The organism is Prevotella sp. C0026C3 (assembly GCF_056590795.1).
In genome coordinates this window covers 147,294-169,763 of sequence record NZ_JBWPWW010000004.1, presented here as the reverse complement: position 1 = coordinate 169,763, position 22,470 = coordinate 147,294, and the positions used below count along the sequence as shown (strand labels likewise).

16 protein-coding genes and 2 tRNA genes are annotated in these 22,470 nt (G+C 45.0%); 10 read left to right on the top strand and 8 right to left on the bottom strand.

All coding sequences use genetic code 11. The annotated features are described in order from the left end of the window. The first annotated feature begins 1 nt into the window (after window position 1). A complete protein-coding gene (locus tag AC1EK4_RS04075) occupies window positions 2-817 on the top strand; it encodes a DUF3108 domain-containing protein (protein ID WP_036896211.1) in 816 nt (271 codons plus the stop codon). A 136-nt stretch (window positions 818-953) separates the two neighbouring features. Here AC1EK4_RS04075 and AC1EK4_RS04070 read toward each other — a convergent pair. After that, window positions 954-1,026: transfer RNA gene (locus AC1EK4_RS04070), tRNA-Phe, on the bottom strand. A 114-nt stretch (window positions 1,027-1,140) separates the two neighbouring features. Between AC1EK4_RS04070 and AC1EK4_RS04065 the strand changes: the two genes are divergently transcribed. Together AC1EK4_RS04065 and AC1EK4_RS04060 are read left to right on the top strand one after the other, a co-directional pair. Next, window positions 1,141-1,213 (top strand) — tRNA-Pro (locus AC1EK4_RS04065). Between the two features lie 160 nt (window positions 1,214-1,373). Beyond that, entirely contained in the window at window positions 1,374-1,817 is a 444-nt protein-coding gene (locus tag AC1EK4_RS04060; protein WP_480357113.1) for a D-Ala-D-Ala carboxypeptidase family metallohydrolase, read from the top strand. Between the two features lie 108 nt (window positions 1,818-1,925). Here AC1EK4_RS04060 and AC1EK4_RS04055 read toward each other — a convergent pair whose 3' ends face one another. The 5 genes from AC1EK4_RS04055 to AC1EK4_RS04035 all read right to left on the bottom strand — a co-directional run bounded on the left by AC1EK4_RS04055 (window position 1,926) and on the right by AC1EK4_RS04035 (window position 8,969). Continuing rightward, entirely contained in the window at window positions 1,926-2,453 is a 528-nt protein-coding gene (locus tag AC1EK4_RS04055) for an NUDIX hydrolase (protein ID WP_036896213.1), read from the bottom strand. Between the two features lie 2 nt (window positions 2,454-2,455). Continuing rightward, window positions 2,456-3,886, bottom strand: coding sequence for a sialate O-acetylesterase (locus AC1EK4_RS04050; RefSeq protein ID WP_480357111.1), 1,431 nt, complete (start codon window positions 3,884-3,886; stop codon window positions 2,456-2,458). Window positions 3,887-4,019: 133 nt separating this feature from the next. Further along, window positions 4,020-5,192, bottom strand: a complete 1,173-nt coding sequence (locus AC1EK4_RS04045; RefSeq protein WP_036896215.1) for a TlpA disulfide reductase family protein — start codon at window positions 5,190-5,192, stop codon at window positions 4,020-4,022. Window positions 5,193-5,336: 144 nt separating this feature from the next. Next, the gene (gene crcB, locus AC1EK4_RS04040) at window positions 5,337-5,714 is read right to left on the bottom strand and encodes a fluoride efflux transporter CrcB (RefSeq protein ID WP_036896216.1); all 378 of its coding nucleotides are present in this window, start codon (window positions 5,712-5,714) and stop codon (window positions 5,337-5,339) included. 1,020 nt (window positions 5,715-6,734) lie between these two features. Next, window positions 6,735-8,969: a GH92 family glycosyl hydrolase gene (locus tag AC1EK4_RS04035; protein WP_480357108.1), complete on the bottom strand. Its 2,235-nt coding sequence runs from the start codon at window positions 8,967-8,969 to the stop codon at window positions 6,735-6,737. A 137-nt stretch (window positions 8,970-9,106) separates the two neighbouring features. Here AC1EK4_RS04035 and AC1EK4_RS04030 point away from each other — a divergent pair, with 137 nt between their 5' ends. The 6 genes from AC1EK4_RS04030 to AC1EK4_RS04005 all read left to right on the top strand — a co-directional run bounded on the left by AC1EK4_RS04030 (window position 9,107) and on the right by AC1EK4_RS04005 (window position 17,911). Then, window positions 9,107-11,275 (top strand): GH92 family glycosyl hydrolase, encoded by a 2,169-nt coding sequence (locus AC1EK4_RS04030; protein WP_036896218.1) that lies wholly within the window; start codon window positions 9,107-9,109, stop codon window positions 11,273-11,275. A 46-nt stretch (window positions 11,276-11,321) separates the two neighbouring features. Then, window positions 11,322-12,770: a glycoside hydrolase family 125 protein gene (locus AC1EK4_RS04025; protein WP_052052748.1), complete on the top strand. Its 1,449-nt coding sequence runs from the start codon at window positions 11,322-11,324 to the stop codon at window positions 12,768-12,770. Between the two features lie 6 nt (window positions 12,771-12,776). Continuing rightward, window positions 12,777-14,051 carry an MFS transporter gene (locus AC1EK4_RS04020; protein ID WP_480357106.1) on the top strand — a complete coding sequence of 425 codons (1,275 nt, stop codon included), beginning with the start codon at window positions 12,777-12,779 and terminating at the stop codon, window positions 14,049-14,051. Between the two features lie 40 nt (window positions 14,052-14,091). Further along, a complete protein-coding gene (locus AC1EK4_RS04015) occupies window positions 14,092-15,090 on the top strand; it encodes a glycoside hydrolase family 130 protein (protein WP_480357104.1) in 999 nt (332 codons plus the stop codon). Between the two features lie 13 nt (window positions 15,091-15,103). After that, complete coding sequence (locus AC1EK4_RS04010; protein ID WP_480357102.1) at window positions 15,104-16,741, top strand: beta-N-acetylhexosaminidase; 1,638 nt, start codon at window positions 15,104-15,106, stop codon at window positions 16,739-16,741. A gap of 120 nt (window positions 16,742-16,861) precedes the next feature. Then, window positions 16,862-17,911 carry a TlpA family protein disulfide reductase gene (locus tag AC1EK4_RS04005; protein ID WP_480357100.1) on the top strand — a complete coding sequence of 350 codons (1,050 nt, stop codon included), beginning with the start codon at window positions 16,862-16,864 and terminating at the stop codon, window positions 17,909-17,911. Window positions 17,912-18,333: 422 nt separating this feature from the next. On the opposite strand, the gene AC1EK4_RS04000 is transcribed toward AC1EK4_RS04005, so the two are convergent. Then, window positions 18,334-18,708 carry a desulfoferrodoxin gene (locus AC1EK4_RS04000; RefSeq protein WP_036896223.1) on the bottom strand — a complete coding sequence of 125 codons (375 nt, stop codon included), beginning with the start codon at window positions 18,706-18,708 and terminating at the stop codon, window positions 18,334-18,336. Window positions 18,709-19,039: 331 nt separating this feature from the next. Beyond that, window positions 19,040-21,283, bottom strand: a complete 2,244-nt coding sequence (pnp, locus tag AC1EK4_RS03995; protein ID WP_036896224.1) for a polyribonucleotide nucleotidyltransferase — start codon at window positions 21,281-21,283, stop codon at window positions 19,040-19,042. Window positions 21,284-21,937: 654 nt separating this feature from the next. Here pnp and dut point away from each other — a divergent pair. Beyond that, window positions 21,938-22,372: a dUTP diphosphatase gene (gene dut / locus AC1EK4_RS03990; RefSeq protein WP_036896225.1), complete on the top strand. Its 435-nt coding sequence runs from the start codon at window positions 21,938-21,940 to the stop codon at window positions 22,370-22,372. Window positions 22,373-22,470 lie beyond the last annotated feature (98 nt).

Sequence of the window (22,470 nt, the reverse complement as noted above, 5' to 3'; positions counted from 1 at the left end):
TATGGACAGACTCACTAGAAAAATCATAGGAGCAATGCTGTTGTTGCTTATTACAACAGCCGGTCGTGCTCAGTGTTCATTTCGAAACACAGCTTTTAAGTCGGGAGAGTTCCTCTCTTATAATCTATATTATAACTGGAAGTTTGTTTGGGTCAAGGCCGGTACAGCTTCCATGTCGACAGTTCAGAGTAGTTTTGAGAGTAAATCGGTTTATAGATGCAGTCTTACCACACGTGGAAATGATAAAGTAGACAATTTGTTTGTGCTGCGTGATACACTACTTTGTTACAATTCACTCGATTTGGAACCCATCTATTATCGTAAAGGAGCACGCGAAGGCAAACGCTATACAGTTGACGAGGTGTTTTATAATTACGATGGTGGCAAGTGTAATGTGCGCCAACATCGTCAGCACAACGACGGTACGCACTCATGGGAACGTCATTCTTACAGCGATTGTATCTATGATATGGTGAGTATTTTTATGCGTGCTCGCTCGTTTGATCCTACCAATTGGAAGAAAGGAAACGTGGTGAAGTTCCTTATTGCTGATGGAAAAGGACGCACACCGGCACAGATTCGTTTCGATGGAGTGAGCGTTGTCAAGGGGGATAACGGTGTGAAATACCGCTGTTTGCGTCTTGCTTATATGGAATGGGATGAAGGAAAATTCAGGCGTATAGTAGATTTTTACGTCACAGATGATGTTAATCATGTGCCTGTGAGACTTGATATGTTTCTTAAATTCGGTTCTGCCAAGGCCTTTTTAGTTAGTGCCAAAGGGCTAAGAAATCCTATCCAGTCAATAGTCAAGTAAATTTTACAGGAGTAAGTAGGAGTTAATTGGAGTAAAAAGGGAGTTAATGGATATTTGTCTGTTAACTTCTTATTCTTTTAAAAAGAAAAAAGCCGCTACCCTCCGAAGAGAAATAGCGACCTAATGAAAGGAGGAGTGGTGCCACCAGGAATCGAACCGGGGACACAAGGATTTTCAGTCCTTTGCTCTACCAACTGAGCTATGGCACCAAACATAGCTTTTTAAAAGCGAGTGCAAAGATACTGTTTTTACGTAAGTCTGGCAAATTTTTAAGATAGAAAATATACTTATTCAAAAAAATACTGTACCTTTGCAACACCAATCGGGATGTAGCGCAGTTGGTAGCGCACTACGTTCGGGACGTAGGGGTCGGGCGTTCGAGTCGCCTCATCCCGACTTTTAGACAGTTTGCAAGCGTTGTTAAATTAGCGAAGCAAGCTGTCTTTTTTCGTATCTATGCCCTATGTATGCACAAGTGTATGCGATACGAGCGTATGGTTTTGACCAAACGAGAATATCTTTGCAGTGATACTAACAAATCAAAAAGTAACATTGTATGGATAACAAAAATCAAAACACGATGTTGTCTCCTCATTTTTCACTTTGGGAAATGACTCGTTCGGGGACAGCAGAACGCTTAGGTATCAAGAATATACCTAATGATGAAGAAGTAGAAAACTTGAAATTGCTGTGTAAAAATGTGTTGGAACCATTGCGAGAACGTTTCGGTCGCATCATCATTACGAGTGGATTCAGGTGTGAATCATTGAATAATCGGGTGAAAGGAGTAGCCACTTCACAGCATTTACATGGGCAAGCTGCCGATATACATATATCGAATCGAGAGACAAGTATGCGCTACTTTAATTTTATTAAAGACCATCTAGTGTTCGACCAATTGCTCTTTGAGCGTAAACTGAGCAATGGTTGTCTGTGGTTACACGTAAGTTATCGGGCACGAAACAATCGAAGAAAGATAGGCGTAGTAAGTATGAAATGACATTTAAAAAGGAGTTAGGAGGAGTTAAAAGGGAGTAAATAGGGAGTTAAAAGGGAGTAAACGGGAGATAATGGACATATGTCTGATAACTCCTATTATCCTCTTTTTTTACTCCCTTTTTAATTTTCTAATATATTTCTCTACTCCTTTCCGAATAGAATGTAGTCCGAAGTCGGCCGGATTAACCTCTTTTATTGGTATCCATAGACACTCTGCAGCATCATCAGAAGCCTTTAAGTCAGTGATATTGTCCACATGACAACGGAAAAATAGGTCGAGTGTGGGTATTGTCAAACCGCTGTAGACATATTGATTGGGCAGACTGAAGAGGTATTCCGCACGTGTTACATGGAGTCCGGTCTCCTCTTTTACTTCGCGACATACACCTTCTTCTACGGTCTCTTGTACGTCGGCGAATCCTCCCGGAAGGTCTAATGTACCCTTGGCAGGTTCCTTTTTACGACGTACCACGAGCATTTCGCCTTGCTCATTGGTGATGATGGCTGCGTTAGCACTGCTTGGATTCATGAATAATTCAAATCCGCAATCACCGCAAACCTTACTTTTCTCGCTGTTGGCAATAAACTTTTGGCTGCCACAGACAGGACAATAATTATATTTATCGAGCAACATCATGTTTACCAATTGTCAGTTCTAAAGGGGAATAGTGGCAGTAGTGCACGATTCTTCACATTACCATAGCCCCAATTATTGAATGCGTAGCGCACGGCAACAGGCTTCTTCATCTCCGGACAAGTGATAATGATACCCTTGGTGTAGTGATAATATGCATTGGCTTTATGGAAAACGCGATCTTCACCGGCCACTTCAAATCCTTGTAAATCCTCGTATCGATTGATACTGTTATAGTCGTTCTTCAAGTGGACATAACAAGTGTCGTTGCTAATTGTAAAGTCTTTGAAGGCAGGACTCTCACACATAATCTCCTTCATACCATAAGTTTTGTTCAAAGCTTGCCATGCCAGTCGCTCCCCTACTTGTTGTTTCTGTGCCGGATGTATCTGTTGACTCTCGTAAGGATATACTAAATCGTCGGTACAAATAATGCCACTGTTAGGTATAACAAGCGAAGCGTTATATTGTTGTTCGCGTAACAAGGCTCCGTCATCACCATCTTTCTTACCGTAATTGTATGGAGCTATTTGCACAAAGTAGAAAGGCAGTTCGCCCAGTTTGAAGTCGCGACGCCATTGTTCTACCAACATCTTCAGTCGATTGGTATATTGTCCGGCCGGATCGCCTACGTTAGAGCAACCTTGATAATAAATGATTCCCTTGACGGTGTAGTTGAGTATAGGGTGGAAAGTGCCGTTACCCCAAAGTAACGGACGGTGATAGTCATAGCTAAACTTTTTCACTATCTGTATGGAGTCCATGGGTTCGTGCGTGTATTTCTTTAAATTGGCTTCGTCGAGCCAACTTTCTACGCGTGTGCCACCTTTGTTTGCCATGATGATACCTACCGGAATATCAAGAGTTTTATTCACTACTTGTGCGAAGAAATAGCCTGTGGCCGAAGCATTGGCAACTGTTTCAGAACCGATAACTTTCCACTCGCAAGGGCGGGTGTCCTCTTGTGGCTTCATAGCCATGGTACTGGGGATGGGTAGATAGTGGATACCACTGTATTGACGAGCTTCTGTTACAGCCTTATTATAGCCTTCTACCGGGCAGTTACCGAACCCTTTGACGGGCATCTCCATATTGCTTTGTCCTGCACATACCCATACTTCGCCGGACAATACATCCTTGATGGTGGTAATATCGCCATCGTCGAAGGTGATTTGGAAGGGTGTATAACTAGCTTTTGGGGTTGCTACTTCTACCAGCCAACGCCCATTTCTATCTGCTTTTACTTGATAACTCTTACCGTTCCACGATGTTGTTACCTTGATAGATGACCCCGGACGATCCCAGCCCCATAGTCGCGCGTTGGTATTTTGCTGGAGAATCATGTTGTCTCCAATCATCTGTGGAAGCTTCACTTTGGCATAGTTGCCTAGTGTGGTAGCCAATACTGCTGATAATAATGCGATTTGTTTTAGCATGGTCGTTTATTTATTACGATATATCAAATGCAATATTACGAAAAAAATTGCTATCTTTATTCTTATATACCATTACAAAAGAGACGATGTAGAAACATCGTCTCTTTTGTATATAAATAGTTTTTGATTCCTTTTATAACAAAGCCTTAATCTCTGCATCCAAGTCTTTTACCTGAGCATCGCGCTTGACAAGTGTATTATCGCGACCAATGAGGAAGAAGGTAGGGATGCTTTGTACGTTGTACTGCGATAATATAGAGCTGTTCAAGCCATTTTCGTCGCGTACACTAACCCAAGGTAACGCGGCAGTTTGTGTCTTCCAAAAGTGTTCATCGGGGTCGATAGATACCTGATAAATCTCAAATCCGGCAGCATGATACTTGTTATAGAGCGAGCGCATCATCATAATACGTTTCGGACTCTCGGGAGTACTGAACACATGGAAGTCGAGTAACACTACTTTTCCGGCTAGTTGAGTCAGGCTACGCATGTTACCATGGTTGTCACGCAATGGAACGTCAATCAAACCGGCTAGCTTTACCTTGCTGGCATCAATGGTAGCGGCTTGCTGTTTGGCTTCGAGTATGCGCACGTCTTTCATTCCTTCGATGGCGATATTGTGTAGGTTCAGTCCTCGTTCGGCCTTGGGATAATAAGTATCCCAGCTAGTTGCTACAGCAGCAAATACCTTGATGTCGTCTTTATTATTGCGAGGATTGAAGATAAGCGAGTTTATATTGCCCAGTGTGAAAGCCTGAAAGAGTGCGAAATAGCTGTATGCCTTCATGGGTTCTTTGAAGATATAACGTGTCTTTACATTGTCTTTGTAAGCTGTGAGTACCTTGCCTATACTGTCTTCTACAGCTTCTACGCCTAAACTAGGGTTGTTGGCGATGGCGTTAACCTGCGCTTGAAGTCCCATTTGCATCAAAGCCAACTCTTTTATCTTCGTACAGTTGTCACTTCCGCTTACTTCGTATTTAGAAGCCATCGTGGGGTATGATGCCTTCACATTTACAGTTTCGGTAGAGTCAATAGACAGATTGATAATCTGTCCAGCTATGCGTAAGCGGTAGAACTCAGGCGCATTGGTGGCTTTTTCGTCGAAACTAAAAGAGCCATCGGCATCTAGTTTTACTGAGTCGGTGACTACCGGACCATTCAGACTCATATTTTCAAAGTAGAGAATAGAATCTTTAGCATCGGTAATTTCGCCGTTGACATGGAACTTCTTGTTGTTACAAGAGACTAAGCTCAAACTTGCCAGCACGATGACAGCTGCAATGTGGAATTTAGATATACTCATTTATTAGGCTATTTCATGATTTGCATACAAAAGTAATAGAAATGGGGCGAAACACAAAATTAATTGTTTTGTTTTTTACACCATTTTACAGACACCAACAACCATTATGACATGGTTCTCCATCAGAATCGTTCCACCGACTTATCAGAATTGTTTCATTAGTGTATAACCGGCATAGACAGCCAGTATTCCCACCGTTATGCTCACGCCGGCATAGAGAGCTGCCGTGAACGGATGGCCGTCGCGTAGAAGCGTGAGATTCTCGTTACAGAAGGTAGAGAATGTAGTGAGTCCGCCACATAGGCCTACTGTGAGGAACAACTTCATGTCGCCACTCACCCATGCCACGCGTGCCGACAGGGCATAGAAGATACCTATGAGTAGACAACCCAACAGATTGACCACCAATGTACCGTAAGGGAACGCCGAGAGAATGGTGCCCTGAATAAAGCGCGAAAGCAAAAAGCGAAGCACCGTTCCTATGGCTCCGCCCAAAGCTACTATTAATATAGTTCGTATCATCAGTGTGTAAAGGTAGTCATTTTCATGGGTTTACGTGTCGATGGAGCCACTTTTTTATGTAGAGAGGAAGTGTCTTGTGCGGGAAAACCTCTGAAAGAATAGGGAAAATCCCCCTTATGTATATGGAAAACCCTTTGTCTATGATGCATAACCTACGTAACTTTGCAACCATCAAACAGTCAACGGACAAAGATTAGAGAGTAAACATAAAGAATTAGAGAGTTATAAAATTCAGGATAAGACTGTTGATCATAGGTATTAGGTTAACCTCTTAAGGGTTAGAAGATAGATGACTCAAGTTACATGACGTATTGTGTATGTGGCAGGTTTTTATTCCACTAAAGGAATAAGACCTGCTTTTTTCTTGTTTATTGACAACCTGTATGAGAGTATTTTGTATATTTGCATACGTTTAACCAAAGAAAGGAGATGCGTTATGAAAAGACAACCGAAGATGCATCATGAGGACGATTTCGACCTTGAGAATGTGTATAACGAAGACGAGAATTTCTTTCGGGGATGCGAAAGTGTGTAGATTTTAAGGTGATAAAAAGCCCTACCCCAACCCTCCCCATAAAGGGGAGGGAGATAAAGATGAACCTTTTCCGTTTCTACAGAAGCCTCTCCCAAGCCATTATCTCCCTCATTTTCTGTCGCTACAGAGGCCTCACCCCAACCCTCCCCATAAAGGGGAGGGAGAGAGAGAAGAATCTTTTCTGTCTCTACAGAAGCCTCTCCCGACCATTATCTCCCTCATTTTCTGTCGCTACAGAGGCCTCACCCCAGCCCTCTCCAAAGGGAGAGGGAGAAAGAAATGGGCCTTTGCCGTCCCACAACTTAAAAACTTATTAACTCAAAAACTTGACCCCTATTCCCCTTTTTATTCCCCTTTCCCTTTTGGGGAGGGGTGGGGTGGGGCTGTTGCAACGCCTTTTCAGCATTGCTGCTCCGCCTCTTCAACAAAACAGCTAAGGCTTTGCAGTATCGCTGCAAAGCCTTAGCACTCAATTAATGATAATCTTATTGGATGACGAGACGGCCACCTTTGACCAACTCATCGTGCGATATGCGGTACTTGGTAAGCGGTTTTCCACCCAGTGTCATACGACGAATGCGTTCACCTTTGGTCTGTTTTTCTATCACGAGATCGCCCTGTGGATAATACTTTTGGTCGAGATGTAACGTCACTTTGTCGAAAGTAGGCATCGTAATGCTGTAATACGGACTGCCGGGACAGTCGGGATAGAAGCCCATCATAGAGAAGAGAGCCCATGTAGACATTGTTCCGGTATCGTCGTTTCCGGGAATTCCGTCGGGCTTATCGGTGAAATGCTGTGCCAAAAGACGTGTTACCTCTTTCTGAGTGCGCCATTCCTCACCGGGGAATTGGCAGAAAAGATAAGGATAAGCAATATCCGGTTCGTTGGCAGGGTCGTATAGTTTTTGGTCGAACACCATTTGCAGACGGTCTACAAACTTCTTATTGCCCCCCATCAGTTTAGCCAATCCTTTGACATCGTGGGGTACATAGAAGGTATAATTCCACGCACTTCCCTCGTGGAAACCGGGCGCATTCGAGAAATCGGCGCCATCTTTGGGATTGAAAGGAGTCAGGAATGTGCCGTCGGCCTTGATAGGTCGCAGTGTTCCAAACTCTTTTGAGTAATAATGACGATAACCTAAACTCTGCTTACGGAAGCGTTTTGCATCGTCTTTTTTGCCGAGTGCATCGGCCAAATTAGCCAAAGCATTGTCGGCCACATAGTACTCCAAAGCGTGGGAAACGCTGTTGTCGCCCGACTCATCGGCTGCATATTCGCCCAGAGGCACGTAACCGCGCTGCAAGTAAGGGTCTATGTCGGGGCGCATCTTGTTGTCTTTGCTCGCCGTGGTAGCTGACTTAACGAAAGCAGCATAGGCTGTGTTGATGTCGAAATCGCGCAATCCTTTGAGGTAAGTATCGGTGATGGCAGGGATGGAAGGGTCGCCCTCCATGGTCCAAGTCTCGCGCCCGAACAGCTCCCACTTAGGCATCCATCCCCATTCACGGTACATATCTACCATTGAGCGTACCATATCGAGCTGTCGGTCGGGATAGAGCAAAGTTTCAAATTGATGTACGTTGCGGTATGTATCCCACAATGAGAACACCGTATAGCGATTAGTGGTGGTCTTACCGTTGCCACTATTCTCCATCAATGGATATTCACCGTTGACGTCTTGAAGGATATTGGGGTGTATCTGACTGTGGTAAAGAGCTGTATAGAAGACCCGACGTTGTGCCTCGGTACCGCCCTCTACCGTGATACGGTCAAGGCATTGAGACCAAGCTTCGACCGCTTTGGCACGAATATCGTCGAACGAAAGCGACGGCTGTTCGGCTTCCAGATTCTGTCGGGCATTGGCTATGGAAACGAAAGAGACACCCATCGACACCTCTATCTGTTCGCCCTCAGCGCAGTCGAAGTCGAAATAATAGCCCACTTGATCGCCTGCTAGTTCGCGACCATAAGATGTATAGAGTTTGTAGCGGCCATTGTCTTTATCCCATTGTCCCTCTACGCCTGTCATCTTCGGCTGCTTTTTCCAGTATCCGGAGCTTTTGGGAGCCTTGTTCACACGCATCACGAAGTACATGGGGAACACTGCTTGCGCGGTATAACAGAAATTGCCAAGTAGTCGATAGCCCTCTATCTCAGTGTCGGAAACGCGGCGTACCATGCCACCCACTTCGTTGGTGAGACCGTCGCCGACGTTCAATAAAATGTGACCTTCACCCTTTGGGAAAGTATAGCGTTCGCGCGAAGAGCGCAGGGTAGATGTTACTTCGCAGCCGATACCATATTTCTTGAGTTTCACGGCGTAATAACCGGGCGATGCTTTTTCGTCGGTATATTCAGAACCGTAGTTATGATAGTCGACATCGAGCTTACCTGCAGTGGGCATAGTGAGCAATGTACCGAGTTCGGGACATCCCACACCACTTAAAGTGACATGTGCAAAACCGGTAAAAAACTTGTTGTTGTATTCGTAAGGAGCCGACCACCAGCGAGCATCCTTGTCATATTGATTGAGGTCGGAGCCCATCACATTGAACGGAACGACCGACATCAGTCCATGAGGAAGTACTGCCCCCGGATTACAGACACTGAAATTGGTTGTCCCGATAAACGGGTCTACATAGTCCACATTTCGCTCTGCCATCATCGGCATAGCTGTCAACAGCAGCAGAGGTAATAAGGTTTTAAATTTCATGCAGTTCGATTGATAGTTAAAATTTAAGCGTAAAATTACGTAAAAAATGGTAATCGCCCAAATTTAGAACTTTTGCATCACCCGATTTTCTTTATTTTTAGTATATTTGCAGTCATTATAAACTATAAAACCTAGTCATGATATTAAGGAAAAAAATATTGTTATCATTAGCCATTATTGTGCCTATGGGGCTTATGGCGACTGTTCAGAATAACGAAAAACAAGCAATTGATTACGTCAATCCGATGATAGGGGCAGGTGGTCACGGGCATGTATTCGTGGGAGCCAACGTGCCTTTCGGCTTCGTACAGCTAGGTCCGACGGAATATACCCGTGGTTGGGACTGGTGTTCGGGCTATCATTACAGCGATTCTGTGCTCGTAGGGTTCGGTCATACCCACTTGAGTGGAACCGGAATCGGTGATTTGGGCGACATTGCTTTTCTGCCTGTGGCCGACAAAAACCAGAAAGATGTGAAGTTCTCACATGCTGCCGAGACCGTTCGTCCGGGCTATTACACCGTGAAATTGCAGCATCCCAACGTGTTGGTGGAGCTTACCGCTACCAAACGTGCAGGTTTTCACCGTTATTATTACGGTGCCAACGTGAAACAAGGACTTATCGCTTTGAACCTGAAACAGGGTATTGGATGGGACAAAATGACCAGTTGCAAGTTCACACAAGACGGTGCTACCACCATCAGCGGTTATCGTATGTCGAGCGGATGGGCCAAGAATCAGCAGATGTATTTTGCTGTCGAGTTTTCACAGCCAGTGAAATTGGTGCAGAATCAAGACTCTGTGGGTGTTTTTGCATTTGAAAACAATGGTACACCACTGCTTCTAAAGGTCGGCTTATCGGCCGTAAGTGTAGAGAATGCACGAGAAAATTTGAAAGCAGAAATCGCAGGATGGAACTTCAATCAAGTGGTGGCTGATGCACAAAAGGCATGGCAAGACGAATTAAGTCGTATCACCGTGCAAAGCGACAACGAAGCTCAAAAGACTATTTTCTATACAGCTATGTACCACACCATGACCGCTCCATCGGTATTCAGCGACGTGAATGGACAGTATCGTGGTGCAGACGGACAAGTACACAGTGGTAATTCTGTCAACTATACCACTTTCTCGCTGTGGGATACTTATCGTTCATGGGGGCCGCTAATGACCTTGATTCAGCCTAAACTGATGGGCGATGTGGCACAAACTTTCATGAATATCTACCGCGAACAAGGCAAACTGCCCGTTTGGCACCTTGTAGGTAATGAGACAGACTGTATGGTTGGTAATCCCGGAAGCATCATGTTGGCCGACTTAGTGCTCAAAGGTTTTGTGAAAGACCGCACTGCTGCTTTCGAAGCCTTGAAGAACACATCGCTTAAAGACGACCGCGGACAGAGCTTCTTAAAGCAATACAACTACATACCTTACGACAAAGACGAGACCATGGAGACCGTGGCTAAGACCATGGAATACGCCATTGCCGACGCCGGTGTGGCCAAAGTAGCGAAGCTCTTGGGCAAGACAGCCGACTACAAGCTATTTACCAAGCGCAGTCAGTCGTATCGTAACCTCTTCGACCCAACTGTAGAATTCATGCGCGGACGTGATTCCAAGGGTATATTCCGTCAAGAATTCAACCCATTCAAGACCATTCACCGCCAAGACGACTATACAGAAGGCAACGCATGGCAATATACTTGGCTCGTACCACAGGATGTTCACGGCCTCGTAAACTTGTTCCCATCGGAGAAAGCATTCGTGAATAAGTTTGATTCTTTGTTCGTTGTGACAGGTGATCTTGGTGAAGAGGCTTCTCCGGATATATCAGGTTTGATTGGACAATACGCTCATGGCAATGAGCCAAGTCACCATGTACTCTATATGTACAACTATGTGGGACAGCCATGGAAGGGTGCCAAGCTCATGAGACAGACCATGGACGAGATGTACACCACCGATATTGATGGTTTGAGCGGTAACGAAGACGTGGGTGCTATGTCGGCTTGGTACGTGATTTCAAGCATGGGCTTGTATCAAGTAGACCCATCCGGTGGTAAATATGTATTCGGTTCACCCATTTGGAATGAAGCTACGTTGAACGTAGGCAGCGGAAAGACTTTCCGTATCACGACGGTTAACAACAGCAAGGAGAATATCTATATCCAGTCGGTGAAACTGAATGGAAAGAAATATACGAAGTCGTACATCAACTATACCGACATCGTGAAGGGTGGAACATTGGAATTCACCATGGGCAACAAGCCTTCTACATTCGGTACAGCAAAGAAAGACAGACCTTAAAGAAGATATGAATAATCGTAATAAACAGTTATTAACAGCAGCAAGCATGGGTTTGCTGCTTGCTATGCCCACCACGAAGACGTGGGCACAAGACGTAAAAGTAGAGCAAAGATACTTGACCGTAGTTCCTGATAATACCACGAACTACGTATCTAAACGGCACCCTGAGAGCGAAAGACTGTTCCGATCGGAGGCTGTGGATAAAAAGATTAAGGAAGTACAAAAGCTTCTGGCAGGTAATCCGAAGCTTGCTTGGATGTTTGGTAACTGCTTTCCAAACACCTTAGAGACCACCGTACACTACAGCAATGCGTCGGGTGATGACGATACATTCGTCTATACGGGCGACATACATGCCATGTGGTTGCGCGATTCGGGGGCTCAAGTATGGCCTTATGTGCAGTTGGCCAAGAAAGATAAGAAGCTTGCCAAGATGATTCGCGGTGTCATCTTGCGCCAGTTTAAGTGTATTAATATCGATCCGTATGCCAATGCTTTCAATCCCGGACCAACGGGTGACGGCTGGCAGAACGATGAGACCGATATGAAGAAAGAGGTGTATGAGCGCAAATACGAGATTGACTCGCTCTGCTATCCCATTCGTCTGGCTTATTACTATTGGCTCGTGACGGGCGACAGCAGCATCTTCGGTTCGGAATGGCAAGCCGCCATCGCCAACGTACTGAAGACTTTTAAGGAGCAACAACGCAAGAACGATTGCGGTACATACCATTTCTTACGTGTCACCGACCGCACTTACGATACCGTGGGATGGGGAGGTTACGGTGCACCGGTGAAGCCTGTAGGACTGATAGCGTCTGTTTTCCGTCCTTCGGACGATGCAACGACCTATCCGTTCCTTATTCCTTCTAACTTCATGGCGGTAAGTTCATTACGCAAATCAGCAGAGATTCTTACCAAAGTGAATAAGGATGAGACCACGGCAAAGGCATGTACAGAACTCGCCAACGAAGTAGAGGCAGCTTTAAAGAAGTACGCTGTATACAATCATCCGAAGTATGGAAAGATCTATGCGTTTGAAGTTGACGGATTTGGGAACCACTTGTTGGCCGACGATGCGAATGTTCCAAGTCTCTTAGGTATGGGTTATTTGGGCGATGTAAGCCTTGACGACCCCATTTATCAGAATACTCGACGTTTCGTTTGGAGCGAAGATAACCCATGGTTCTTCCGCGGTAAGGCAGGTGAAGGTATCGGTGGACCACACGTTGGATTGAATATGGTGTGGCCAATGAGCATTATGATGAAGGCATTCACATCGAAAGACGATGCCGAAATCAGCCAATGTATGCGCATGTTACTGACCACTGACGCCGGAACAGGATTTATCCACGAGTCTTTCAACAAAGACGATGCGAAGGATTATTCGCGTGCTTGGTTTGCATGGCAGAACACTTTGTTCGGTGAACTGGTGCTGAAACTTATTGATGATGGTAAGACCGATGTACTCGTGAACTGTCTAAACGCTAAATAAAGGAACATGATGACTAACGAAAATCAAAAGAAGATCAGTCCGATAGCATGGGTTCCGACCCTCTATTTCGCCATGGGAATGCCTTTTGTGGTACTCAATATGGTGTGCACATTGATGTATAAAGGACTCGGTGTGAGTGATACGCAGATTGCATTTTGGACAAGTAGCATCATGCTTCCATGGACATTGAAACCTCTATGGAGTCCTTTCTTAGAGATGTATCGCACCAAGAAGTTTTTCGTAGTATTGACACAGTTGCTTTCCGGACTCCTTTTTGCCCTTATAGCATTTGCTTTACACCTGCCCGACTTCTTCGCTATCACCATTGCTATGCTCTTTGTGGTGGCGCTAAGTGGTTCTACCCACGACATAGCAGCGGACGGAACGTATATGTCGGTGCTCAATAACGAGGAGCAAGCACAATGGATTGGTTGGCAAGGAGCATTCTACAATATCGCCAAATTAGCTGCAACGGGTGGCTTGGTGTATCTTGCTGGCTTCTTCATCGACCATTACGGAGTGGCTCAGGCATGGACGATTATCATGCTCATCATTGCTGTTATCATGGTAGTATTGGGCGTTTATCACATCTTTATACTCCCTTCGGGGGGGAAACAAGCTGAAACCGGTAAGACATTAAAGGAGTCGTTGACCGAATTATGGGGTGTTTTCGTGGAGTTCTTCCAAAAGAAACACATTATTTATTACGTTTTCTTTATTATTCTCTATCGCTTTGCAGAGGGCTTCGTGATGAAGATTGTGCCGTTATTCCTGAAAGCTTCACGTGCCGATCAAGGCCTAGGAATGACAGAACAACAAATCGGTCTGTGCTACGGAACGTTTGGAGCGGCAGCCTTTGTCATCGGTTCCATCCTCGGAGGATATTACATTGCCCACCGCGGATTGAAGAAATCGCTCTTCTCGCTAGCCTTGGTGTTCAACCTACCATTTGTGGCTTACACTTTTTTAGCGTTTGAACAGCCAGAGAATATGTTCCTCATCGGTAGTGCCATCACGCTCGAATACTTCGGTTATGGATTCGGATTTGTAGGTTTGACGCTCTTTATGATGCAACAGATAGCACCCGGTAAGCACCAAATGTCGCATTATGCATTCGCCAGCGGCATCATGAATCTGGGCGTAATGTTGCCCGGTATGCTCAGCGGATTGGTGAGTGATGCCATCGGATACAAGATGTTTTTCGTCTTTGTATTGGTATGTACCATCCCGGCTTTGCTGATTACGAAGTTTGTTCCATTCACTTACGAAGACCAAAAATAAGATTATTCAATTACATAAGAAATAAAAACTCAATAACCTTATGACAAAACTTATCATCCAAGGGCAGCCATTGCCCAACATGCCTTGGGAAGAACGTCCCGCCAACTGTAAGACAACCGTATGGCGTAGTGAGCGCAATCCTATCATTCCACGCGACCTTTTGCCTACCAGCAACAGTATATTTAATAGTGCAGTAGTACCCTTTGGTAAGGGCTTTGCGGGTGTTTTCCGCTGCGACGACACTAATCGACGCATGGTATTACACGTTGGTTTCAGCGACGACGGTGTAAAGTGGAACATCAATGAAGAGCCTCTTCGCTTTGAATGTGACAATGCCGAGATAGGCGAATGGGTGTATGGATACGATCCACGCGTTTGTTTTATCGAGGATCGTTACTATGTAACATGGTGCAATGGCTATCATGGACCTACCATCGGAGTGGCTTGGACCAAGGATTTCAAGACTTTCCACCAGCTAGAGAATGCTTTCTTGCCCTATAACCGTAACGGTGTACTATTCCCAAAGAAAATCAATGGTAACTTCGCCATGTTGAGTCGCCCATCCGATACTGGCCATACGGCTTTTGGAGACATCTTCTACAGCGAATCGCCTGATATGGAATTCTGGGGGCACCATCGCCATGTTATGGCACCGGCTCCCTTTGAACAGAGTGCTTGGCAGTGTATGAAGATAGGTGCCGGACCTATTCCTATTGAAACAAGTGAGGGTTGGTTGCTCTTCTACCATGGTGTATTGCATTCTTGTAACGGCTATGTATATGCCTTTGGTTCGGCTCTTCTCGACCTTGAACAGCCTTGGAAACCCATCTATCGCAGCGGTCCTTACCTCATCACACCGCAAACTCCTTACGAATGTATGGGCGATGTACCTAACGTTTGTTTCCCTTGTGCCGAGTTACACGACCCCGAAACCGGTCGCGTAGTCATCTATTACGGATGCGCTGACACCGTAACCGGCCTCGCATTTGGCTACATCCCTGAGATTATTGAGTTCACTAAGAAGAACAGTATTATTTAATCAACCTATAAACATGAAAAAAACATTATTATCAGTAGCTATCATGATGGCCTCATTATCATTGCAGGCAGCTGATGCTAACTACAACGTAGTGCCGCTACCTCAAAACATTGAGATGGTCAAAGGTAAGGCTTTTGTGCTCGATGCCAACACTGTTATCGTTGCAGATGCCGATGCTGACATGCAGCGCAATGCTCAATTCTTGGCTGATTTCATCAAAGAGACCACCGGAATCCAAGTTTCCGTGGCTCAAGGTAAAACCAAAGCAAAGAGTGGAAACATCATATTACGCTTAAATAAGAAGCTCACCAATAATGAAGGATACCAATTAACGGTAGACGGAAAGAACGTCACTATCGAGGCATTAACCCCGGCTGGTGTGTTCTACGGCATCCAGACACTACGCAAATCATTGCCCGTAGGTACTGAGGCCAGCGTCAACTTGCCCGCAACAAAGATTTCCGATGCACCTCGTTTCGGCTATCGTGGTGGTATGTTGGATTGTGCTCGTCACTTCTTCCCAGTTTCTTTTGTGAAGCAATACATTGATATGTTGGCTCTCCACAATCTCAATACCTTCCACTGGCACCTTACCGAGGATCAGGGATGGCGTATGGAAGTGAAGAAATATCCTAAGTTGACACAGTTGGGTGCTATCCGTGAGCAGACATTGGCGGGACATTATGGTAGTGGATTGTACGATGGTACTCCCTATGGTGAGGGCATGTACTACACAGAAGCGCAGATGCGAGAGATTGTAGACTATGCTGCTAAGCGCTATATAACTGTAATTCCTGAGATAGATATGCCCGGTCACATGCTTGGAGCATTGCGTGCTTATCCCGAATTAGGTTGTACCGGTGGTCCTTACAAAGTAGCTGAAGAGTGGGGAGTATTCCCTGATATCCTCTGTGCAGGTAAAGAAGAGACATTTAAATTCGTAGAAAACGTTCTTGACGAACTCTGCGATATCTTCCCATCTAAGACCATACATCTTGGTGGAGACGAAGCTCCGCGTGTTCGTTGGGAGAAATGTCCACTCTGTCAGAAGCGTATTAAGGATCTCAACATCACCGGTAAGAATGGTTTCTCGGCCGAAGCTAAATTGCAAGTGTACTTCCTGAACCGTGTTGCTAAATACCTTAAGGGTAAGGGACGCAACGTTATTGGATGGGATGAAATACTTGAAGGCGATGACATAGACCCTGCTACTACCGTCATGAGTTGGCGTGGTGTTGAGGGCGGAAAGACCGCTTCTGATCGTGGTCTGAATGTTATCATGTCGCCTACCACTTACTATTATCTCGACTATTATCAGACAAAGGACAAGAGCAACCTCTTGTTGATTGGTGGAAACCTCCCTGTAGAGAAGACATATAGTTATAATCCGGTGCCCGACGACGCTTCTGCTAATCTGAAGAAGCATGTAGTGGGTGTACAAGCTAACCTATGGACTGAGTATATTCCATGTGCATCTGTGGCAGAATATCAGCTTCTTCCTCGTCTCGCGGCAATGGCTGAGACTGGCTGGACAGCCAATGATAAGAAAGACTTCAATTCGTTTAAGCAGCGCGAAGGCAATCTAACCAAACTCTACGATACCAAGGGTTGGGCTTATTGCAAGGAAGCTTGGCAACAAGAAAAGAAGTAAATCTTCTTTCACCCAGCAATCTTTTGCTCGATTGTTGGGATTTTTTTGCCTTTATTTACTGTATTTCAAGTTATTATCTACATTTTTTTCCGACATTTATATATAATATAACTATAACTCATGAAAGGTTTACGCATCTATTTCACTATTATTCTAGCTTTTTTATGCTTACAAGGTACAACTGCTCAAAACAACGATTTCCATTTCCATGGAACATTAACAACGTGGGGAGACACCCTCGTTGTAATGCAACCCATGCATCCGGAATACGCTGATACCATTATTCGACATAACGGAACATTCGACTTCCTACTTCCCATCAAAACTTCCACGCTAGTAGACATTGTATCGTTATCCGCACTGAGAAATATCAACCATGAACAGATAGAACGCTTTTTGGCCGTTCCGGGGGAAACGTTAGATTACAAAGAAGGCCATCTTGCGGGCAGCTCCTTCTATCAAGTATATGAACAGACGCTCAACCACGTTATAAGAGACAAAGATAAGCCGGTTACACGAGAGTCTATCATCGACTACGCATTGGCTCATGCTGACTCAGAAAATGCGGTCATAGCCTTGTCAGAATGGCGAACAAATTATTTGTTGACGAGCGACGAGATGGAAGAGACGTATAAGAAGCTGTCGCCCGATATACAGCAAGGACGACTGAAAGAGTTTTTTTACGATTTGGTGCAATGGAAAAGAGACTTCGAAAACAAAGTACAAGAGGCTCAACAGGCCGAATCCGGTATTGTAAACCAGTCTGCTCCCGACTTCGCTTTGCCCGATACGAACGGTCGTATACATCGTCTTAGCGACTATCGTGGCAAGTATATACTCTTGGATTTTTGGGGATCTTGGTGCGGAGCATGCGTCAAGGATCTACCTAGGCTGAAACAATATGCCACACAATACCAAGACCGAATGATGGTTATCGGTGTGGCTTGCAACGACAAGACAGATAGCTGGAAACAGTGTATTGATAAACATGAGTTGTCATGGCTTAATCTCATACAGCCCAAAGACGGCAAGACTACACAACAATATGGCGTATTGCAGTTTCCCACAAAGATACTGATAACACCAGAGGGAAAAGTAATAAATGCTCCGCGAGGTCACGGTATCTATGAATTCATAGACAAATTGTTTGGTCAAAAAGGCAATCTATAAATCAATAATGTGCAAATATACAAAATCATATAAGGCAAATACAATAGTTTTTCTATAAAATATTACACTCATCCGAAGAATTGCGTGATGGAATAATGACTGTCCGGAGGACAGCCCTATCAATCGCCGTAGTGTTGGAGCGAAGCGAAAACCTACGGAAATAAGGGTAAAGATATTCAAGTCTGAAAGAGTCCCCCTTTGATAATCATGCTGATGGGCAGTCTTATCAGACTGAATACTTGCCATCACACAACACCGTAGGTTTAAAAGGCCACGGCTATGAAATGGGTAGTCCTACGGACTGTTAATGCCCATACTATTATATGATTTCACGGATGAATCCCATTTTGCCCCGTATATCAATAAAAAAACTCCCTACAATCTTATGAATGATTGCAGGGAGTTTCTATATTTCTACAGTATTATGAACGCCACAAACCGTGAAGGTTGCAATATTCGCGAGCATAAACATCGGTAGCGTCAGTCTTGAATTCAGCTACAGGAGCCTCACCCGGCTTCAAGTATTTACGCATTACCATATCGCCAGCGATGAGTTCAATCCACTGGATAGAGTGTTCTTCCAACATTGGATGAGCTACAGAACCAACAGTTACTCTGTATCCGCCCTCAATCTTCTCTACAACAGGTACGTGTTTCTCTTTGGCTGCGTCTACACTATTCTCTTTTAGGAGCTCCATAGGTTCGCCACAACAAGCCAACTCACCATCTGTAGGATTCAATACTTCTACGAGGCTTCCACATTTAGTAGAACGATAAATTTCATTTAACTTCATAATCTAGTTCGTTTTTATTTTAATGTATAATGTTTATTTTAAAAAATATATCTCATTCGATATTGCAAAGATAATAAAAAAAACAATACATGCAAATATTTTAGCAAAAATAAAAATCCTCCTCGCAGTTTTCAGCAAACCATGAGGAGGATTTATTACACCTTATTATATATATGCTTTTCGCAAGTTGGTGTGTAATTTGGAGTTATGAGAAGTTATTGGAAGTTAGCAGGAGTTGTCGGACAAATGTCTGTTAACTCCTTTTATCTTCCGTTATCTCCCGATAACTTCAGCATCGAACATGAATGTTCGACGTGAGTTCTGTACACGATAGTTAGTCGTTGTTCTCGTTATGCTCGTGACGTAGCTGACGATCACCATCTCTACGAGGACGGCGTTCGCCGTTGTTTTCGCGACGAGGGCGGCGCTCGCGCTCTACATAACCTTCAGGTTTAGGCAACAATGCACGGCGAGAGAGCTTGTATTTACCAGTCTTGGGGTCAATATCAACCAACTTCACCTGAATCTTATCGCCTTCCTTGATGCCTGCCTCTTCGACAGTCTCAAGACGCTTCCAGTCGATTTCGCTGATGTGGAGCAATCCGTCCTTGCCCGGGAGAATCTCTACGAAGCAACCATAAGGCATGATCGAACGAACAGTACCGTCGTAAACCTCACCTACTTCGGGGATAGCCACGATAGCCTTAATCTTAGCCAACGCTGCATCAATAGCGTCTTTGTTAGGAGCCGATACCTGTACGTGACCCTTACCGTCGCTCTCGTCAATGGTAATCGTAGCGCCCGTATCTTCCTGCATCTGCTGGATAATCTTTCCACCGGGGCCGATGATAGCACCAATAAATTCCTTAGGAATATCGAAAGCCTCGATACGAGGAACCTGTGGCTTCATTTCTGCGCGTGGCTCAGAGATGGTTTCCATCATCTTACCAAGAATATGTTCGCGTCCAGCCTTTGCCTGCATCAGGGCTTGTTCCAAGATTTCAAAACTCAAACCGTCGCACTTGATATCCATCTGAGTAGCTGTCAAACCATCCTTTGTACCGGTGGTCTTGAAGTCCATATCGCCCAAGTGGTCCTCATCGCCGAGAATATCACTCAAGATAGCAAACTTGTCTTCGCCCGGATTCTTAATCAATCCCATAGCGATACCCGAAACAGGCTTCTTCATAGGTACACCGGCATCCATCAATGCCAATGTTCCGGCACATACGGTAGCCATAGAAGAAGAACCGTTAGACTCCAAAATCTGGCTTACCAAGCGAACTGTGTAGGGGAACTCAGCTGGAATCTGATCCTTCAGACCGCGCCATGCCAAGTGACCGTGCCCGATTTCACGGCGACCTACGCCACGTTGAGCCTTAGCCTCGCCTGTAGAGAACGGTGGGAAATTGTAGTGAAGGAGGAAACGCATGTAACTCTTCTCTAATACGTCGTCCACCATCTTCTCGTCAAGCTTTGTACCAAGTGTACAAGTAGACAGAGACATGGTCTCACCACGCTGGAAGAGCGCACTTCCATGAGGCATTGGAAGAGGCGAAACCTCACACCAAATAGGACGAATATCGGTAGTCTTACGACCATCCAAGCGTATTCCTTCGTCCAAAATGCAACGACGCATGGCATCGCGCAATACATCTTCGTAGTAGCGAGCAGCTTCGGCATGCTTTTCTTCCAGCTCATCGGCTGTCAGATCGGTATGAGCTGCATCGTACTTCTCGATGAAGTCGGCCAGTATTTTGTCGAAAGCATCGTGGCGTACGTGCTTTTCCAAAGCCTGCTTGTTAATATCATATACGGGCTGATACAGCTCGTCGTTCATCTGCTTACGCAAATCTTCGTCGTTCACTTCGTGGCAATATTCGCGCTTGGTGTCTTTGCCCAACTCCTTAGAGAGTTCGTCTTGCAACTCGCACATAGGCTTGATAGCCTCGGCAGCAACCTTCAATGCACCAATCAAATCTTGCTCTGAGACTTCTTTCATCTCACCTTCCACCATCATGATGTTGTCCTTAGTAGCACCCACCATCAAGTCCATATCGGCATCTGCCATCTGTTGGAAAGTAGGATTAATCACGTACTCACCATTAATGCGTGCTACGCGAACCTCAGAGATAAAATAATCGAAGGGAATATCTGAACAAGCCATGGCTGCAGAAGCTGCAAAACCAGCCAGAGCATCTGGTTGGTCTACGCCATCGGCTGAAAGAAGCATCACTTGTACATAAACTTCAGCATGGTAATTAGAGGGGAAAAGGGGACGTAGTGCACGGTCTATCAAACGTGAAGTAAGAATCTCGTTGTCACTAGCTTTGCCTTCGCGCTTGGTAAATCCACCGGGGAATCGACCGGCAGCACTGTACTGCTCGCGATAATCTACTTGCAAAGGCATGAAATCTGTACCCGGAACGGCATCCTTAGCTGCACAAACGGTTGCGAGGAGTACGGTGTTGCCCATGCGGAGTACCGCAGCACCATCGGCTTGTTTTGCAACTTTTCCGGTCTCAATTGTGATGGTTCTTCCATCAGGCAATTGAACTGTTTTTGTAATTACGTTCATCTAAAAAATTAAAACTTTATTGTTTTGACTTACATCTAAAAAATATTTCGTGACAAAGATACTGATTTAATAGGGAAGTAAAGACTAAATGGTCAATTATTTTGTAATTTATCACATTACTGCAAGGGCATAACAGCAATCTTGCCTAACCTCCCCAGTTTTTATGCATGGCCGAGGCAGCAATGTTGAAGAGGCGCTGCAACAGCCCCACCCCAGCCCTCCCCAAAAGGGGAGGGGAATAAAAAGGGGAATAGGAATTAAGTTTTCGAGTTGATAAGTTCTTAAATTATGAAGCAGAAAAGATTATTCTCTTTCTCCCTCTCCCTTTGGAGAGGGCTGGGGTGAGGCCTCTGTAGCGACAGAAAAGATTCTTCTCTTTCTCCCTCCCCTTTATGGGGAGGGCTGGGGTGGGACTTTTCTATCATCATGGATTTGTAATATGTGGAAGCGAATGTAATTCTCCCCAACAATAGGGTATGATTTGGGAGTTGAAAATGGGCCTTTTATAGAGGCTAAAGGTTTTATAAAACATGTGGAAACCTGCTATGTAGTGTGCCAAAAGGCACATCACGACATCCCTATTTTTCTTTTTTAAGATGAAAAAGGGAACTATTCAGACAGAATTGATTAATTTTGCAAGATATAGTATCCAGTATGAAGATAAAAGTAGTAAATACCGGTCGTCAGCCATTACCGCAATATGCGACGGCGCAAAGTGCCGGACTCGATCTCAGGGCAAACATCGATGAGCCCATCATTCTCAAACCTTTGGAGCGCAGACTCATCCCCACGGGGCTGCATATCGCTCTGCCTGTAGGCTACGAGGCGCAGATACGTCCTCGCAGTGGACTGGCTTTGAAGCATGGACTCACGGTACTCAATACGCCGGGAACGGTGGATGCTGACTATCGTGGCGAGATTATGGTGCTGCTGATCAATTTTTCCAACGAACCGTTTACGGTGAACGACGGTGAGCGTATTGCCCAAATGGTGATAGCACGTCATGAACAAGCCGAGTTTGAATTGGTGGAAGAACTTGATGAAACCGAGCGTGGTGTGGGCGGATACGGACATACCGGAGTGAAATAAATATAATAAACTTTCGCAAGTTTAGAAGTAAGCGGGAGTCAACAGGAGTGAAAGTCTCTGAGAGACTTGTAGTCAACAGACGATAATTTGGTCTTTTA

Bases quoted from the DNA above. Each gene is read 5' to 3' on its own strand.
- AC1EK4_RS04060 (WP_480357113.1), top strand. From the start codon at position 1,374: ATGGATAACAAAAATCAAAACACGATGTTGTCTCCTCATTTTTCACTT.
- AC1EK4_RS04075 (WP_036896211.1), top strand. From the start codon at position 2: ATGGACAGACTCACTAGAAAAATCATAGGAGCAATGCTGTTGTTGCTT.
- AC1EK4_RS04030 (WP_036896218.1), top strand. From the start codon at position 9,107: ATGATATTAAGGAAAAAAATATTGTTATCATTAGCCATTATTGTGCCT.
- AC1EK4_RS04015 (WP_480357104.1), top strand. From the start codon at position 14,092: ATGACAAAACTTATCATCCAAGGGCAGCCATTGCCCAACATGCCTTGG.
- AC1EK4_RS04055 (WP_036896213.1), bottom strand. From the start codon at position 2,453: ATGATGTTGCTCGATAAATATAATTATTGTCCTGTCTGTGGCAGCCAA.
- AC1EK4_RS04045 (WP_036896215.1), bottom strand. From the start codon at position 5,192: ATGAGTATATCTAAATTCCACATTGCAGCTGTCATCGTGCTGGCAAGT.
- AC1EK4_RS04050 (WP_480357111.1), bottom strand. From the start codon at position 3,886: ATGCTAAAACAAATCGCATTATTATCAGCAGTATTGGCTACCACACTA.
- AC1EK4_RS04020 (WP_480357106.1), top strand. From the start codon at position 12,777: ATGATGACTAACGAAAATCAAAAGAAGATCAGTCCGATAGCATGGGTT.
- dut (WP_036896225.1), top strand. From the start codon at position 21,938: ATGAAGATAAAAGTAGTAAATACCGGTCGTCAGCCATTACCGCAATAT.
- AC1EK4_RS04025 (WP_052052748.1), top strand. From the start codon at position 11,322: ATGGGTTTGCTGCTTGCTATGCCCACCACGAAGACGTGGGCACAAGAC.
- pnp (WP_036896224.1), bottom strand. From the start codon at position 21,283: ATGAACGTAATTACAAAAACAGTTCAATTGCCTGATGGAAGAACCATC.
- AC1EK4_RS04005 (WP_480357100.1), top strand. From the start codon at position 16,862: ATGAAAGGTTTACGCATCTATTTCACTATTATTCTAGCTTTTTTATGC.
- crcB (WP_036896216.1), bottom strand. From the start codon at position 5,714: ATGATACGAACTATATTAATAGTAGCTTTGGGCGGAGCCATAGGAACG.
- AC1EK4_RS04035 (WP_480357108.1), bottom strand. From the start codon at position 8,969: ATGAAATTTAAAACCTTATTACCTCTGCTGCTGTTGACAGCTATGCCG.
- AC1EK4_RS04010 (WP_480357102.1), top strand. From the start codon at position 15,104: ATGAAAAAAACATTATTATCAGTAGCTATCATGATGGCCTCATTATCA.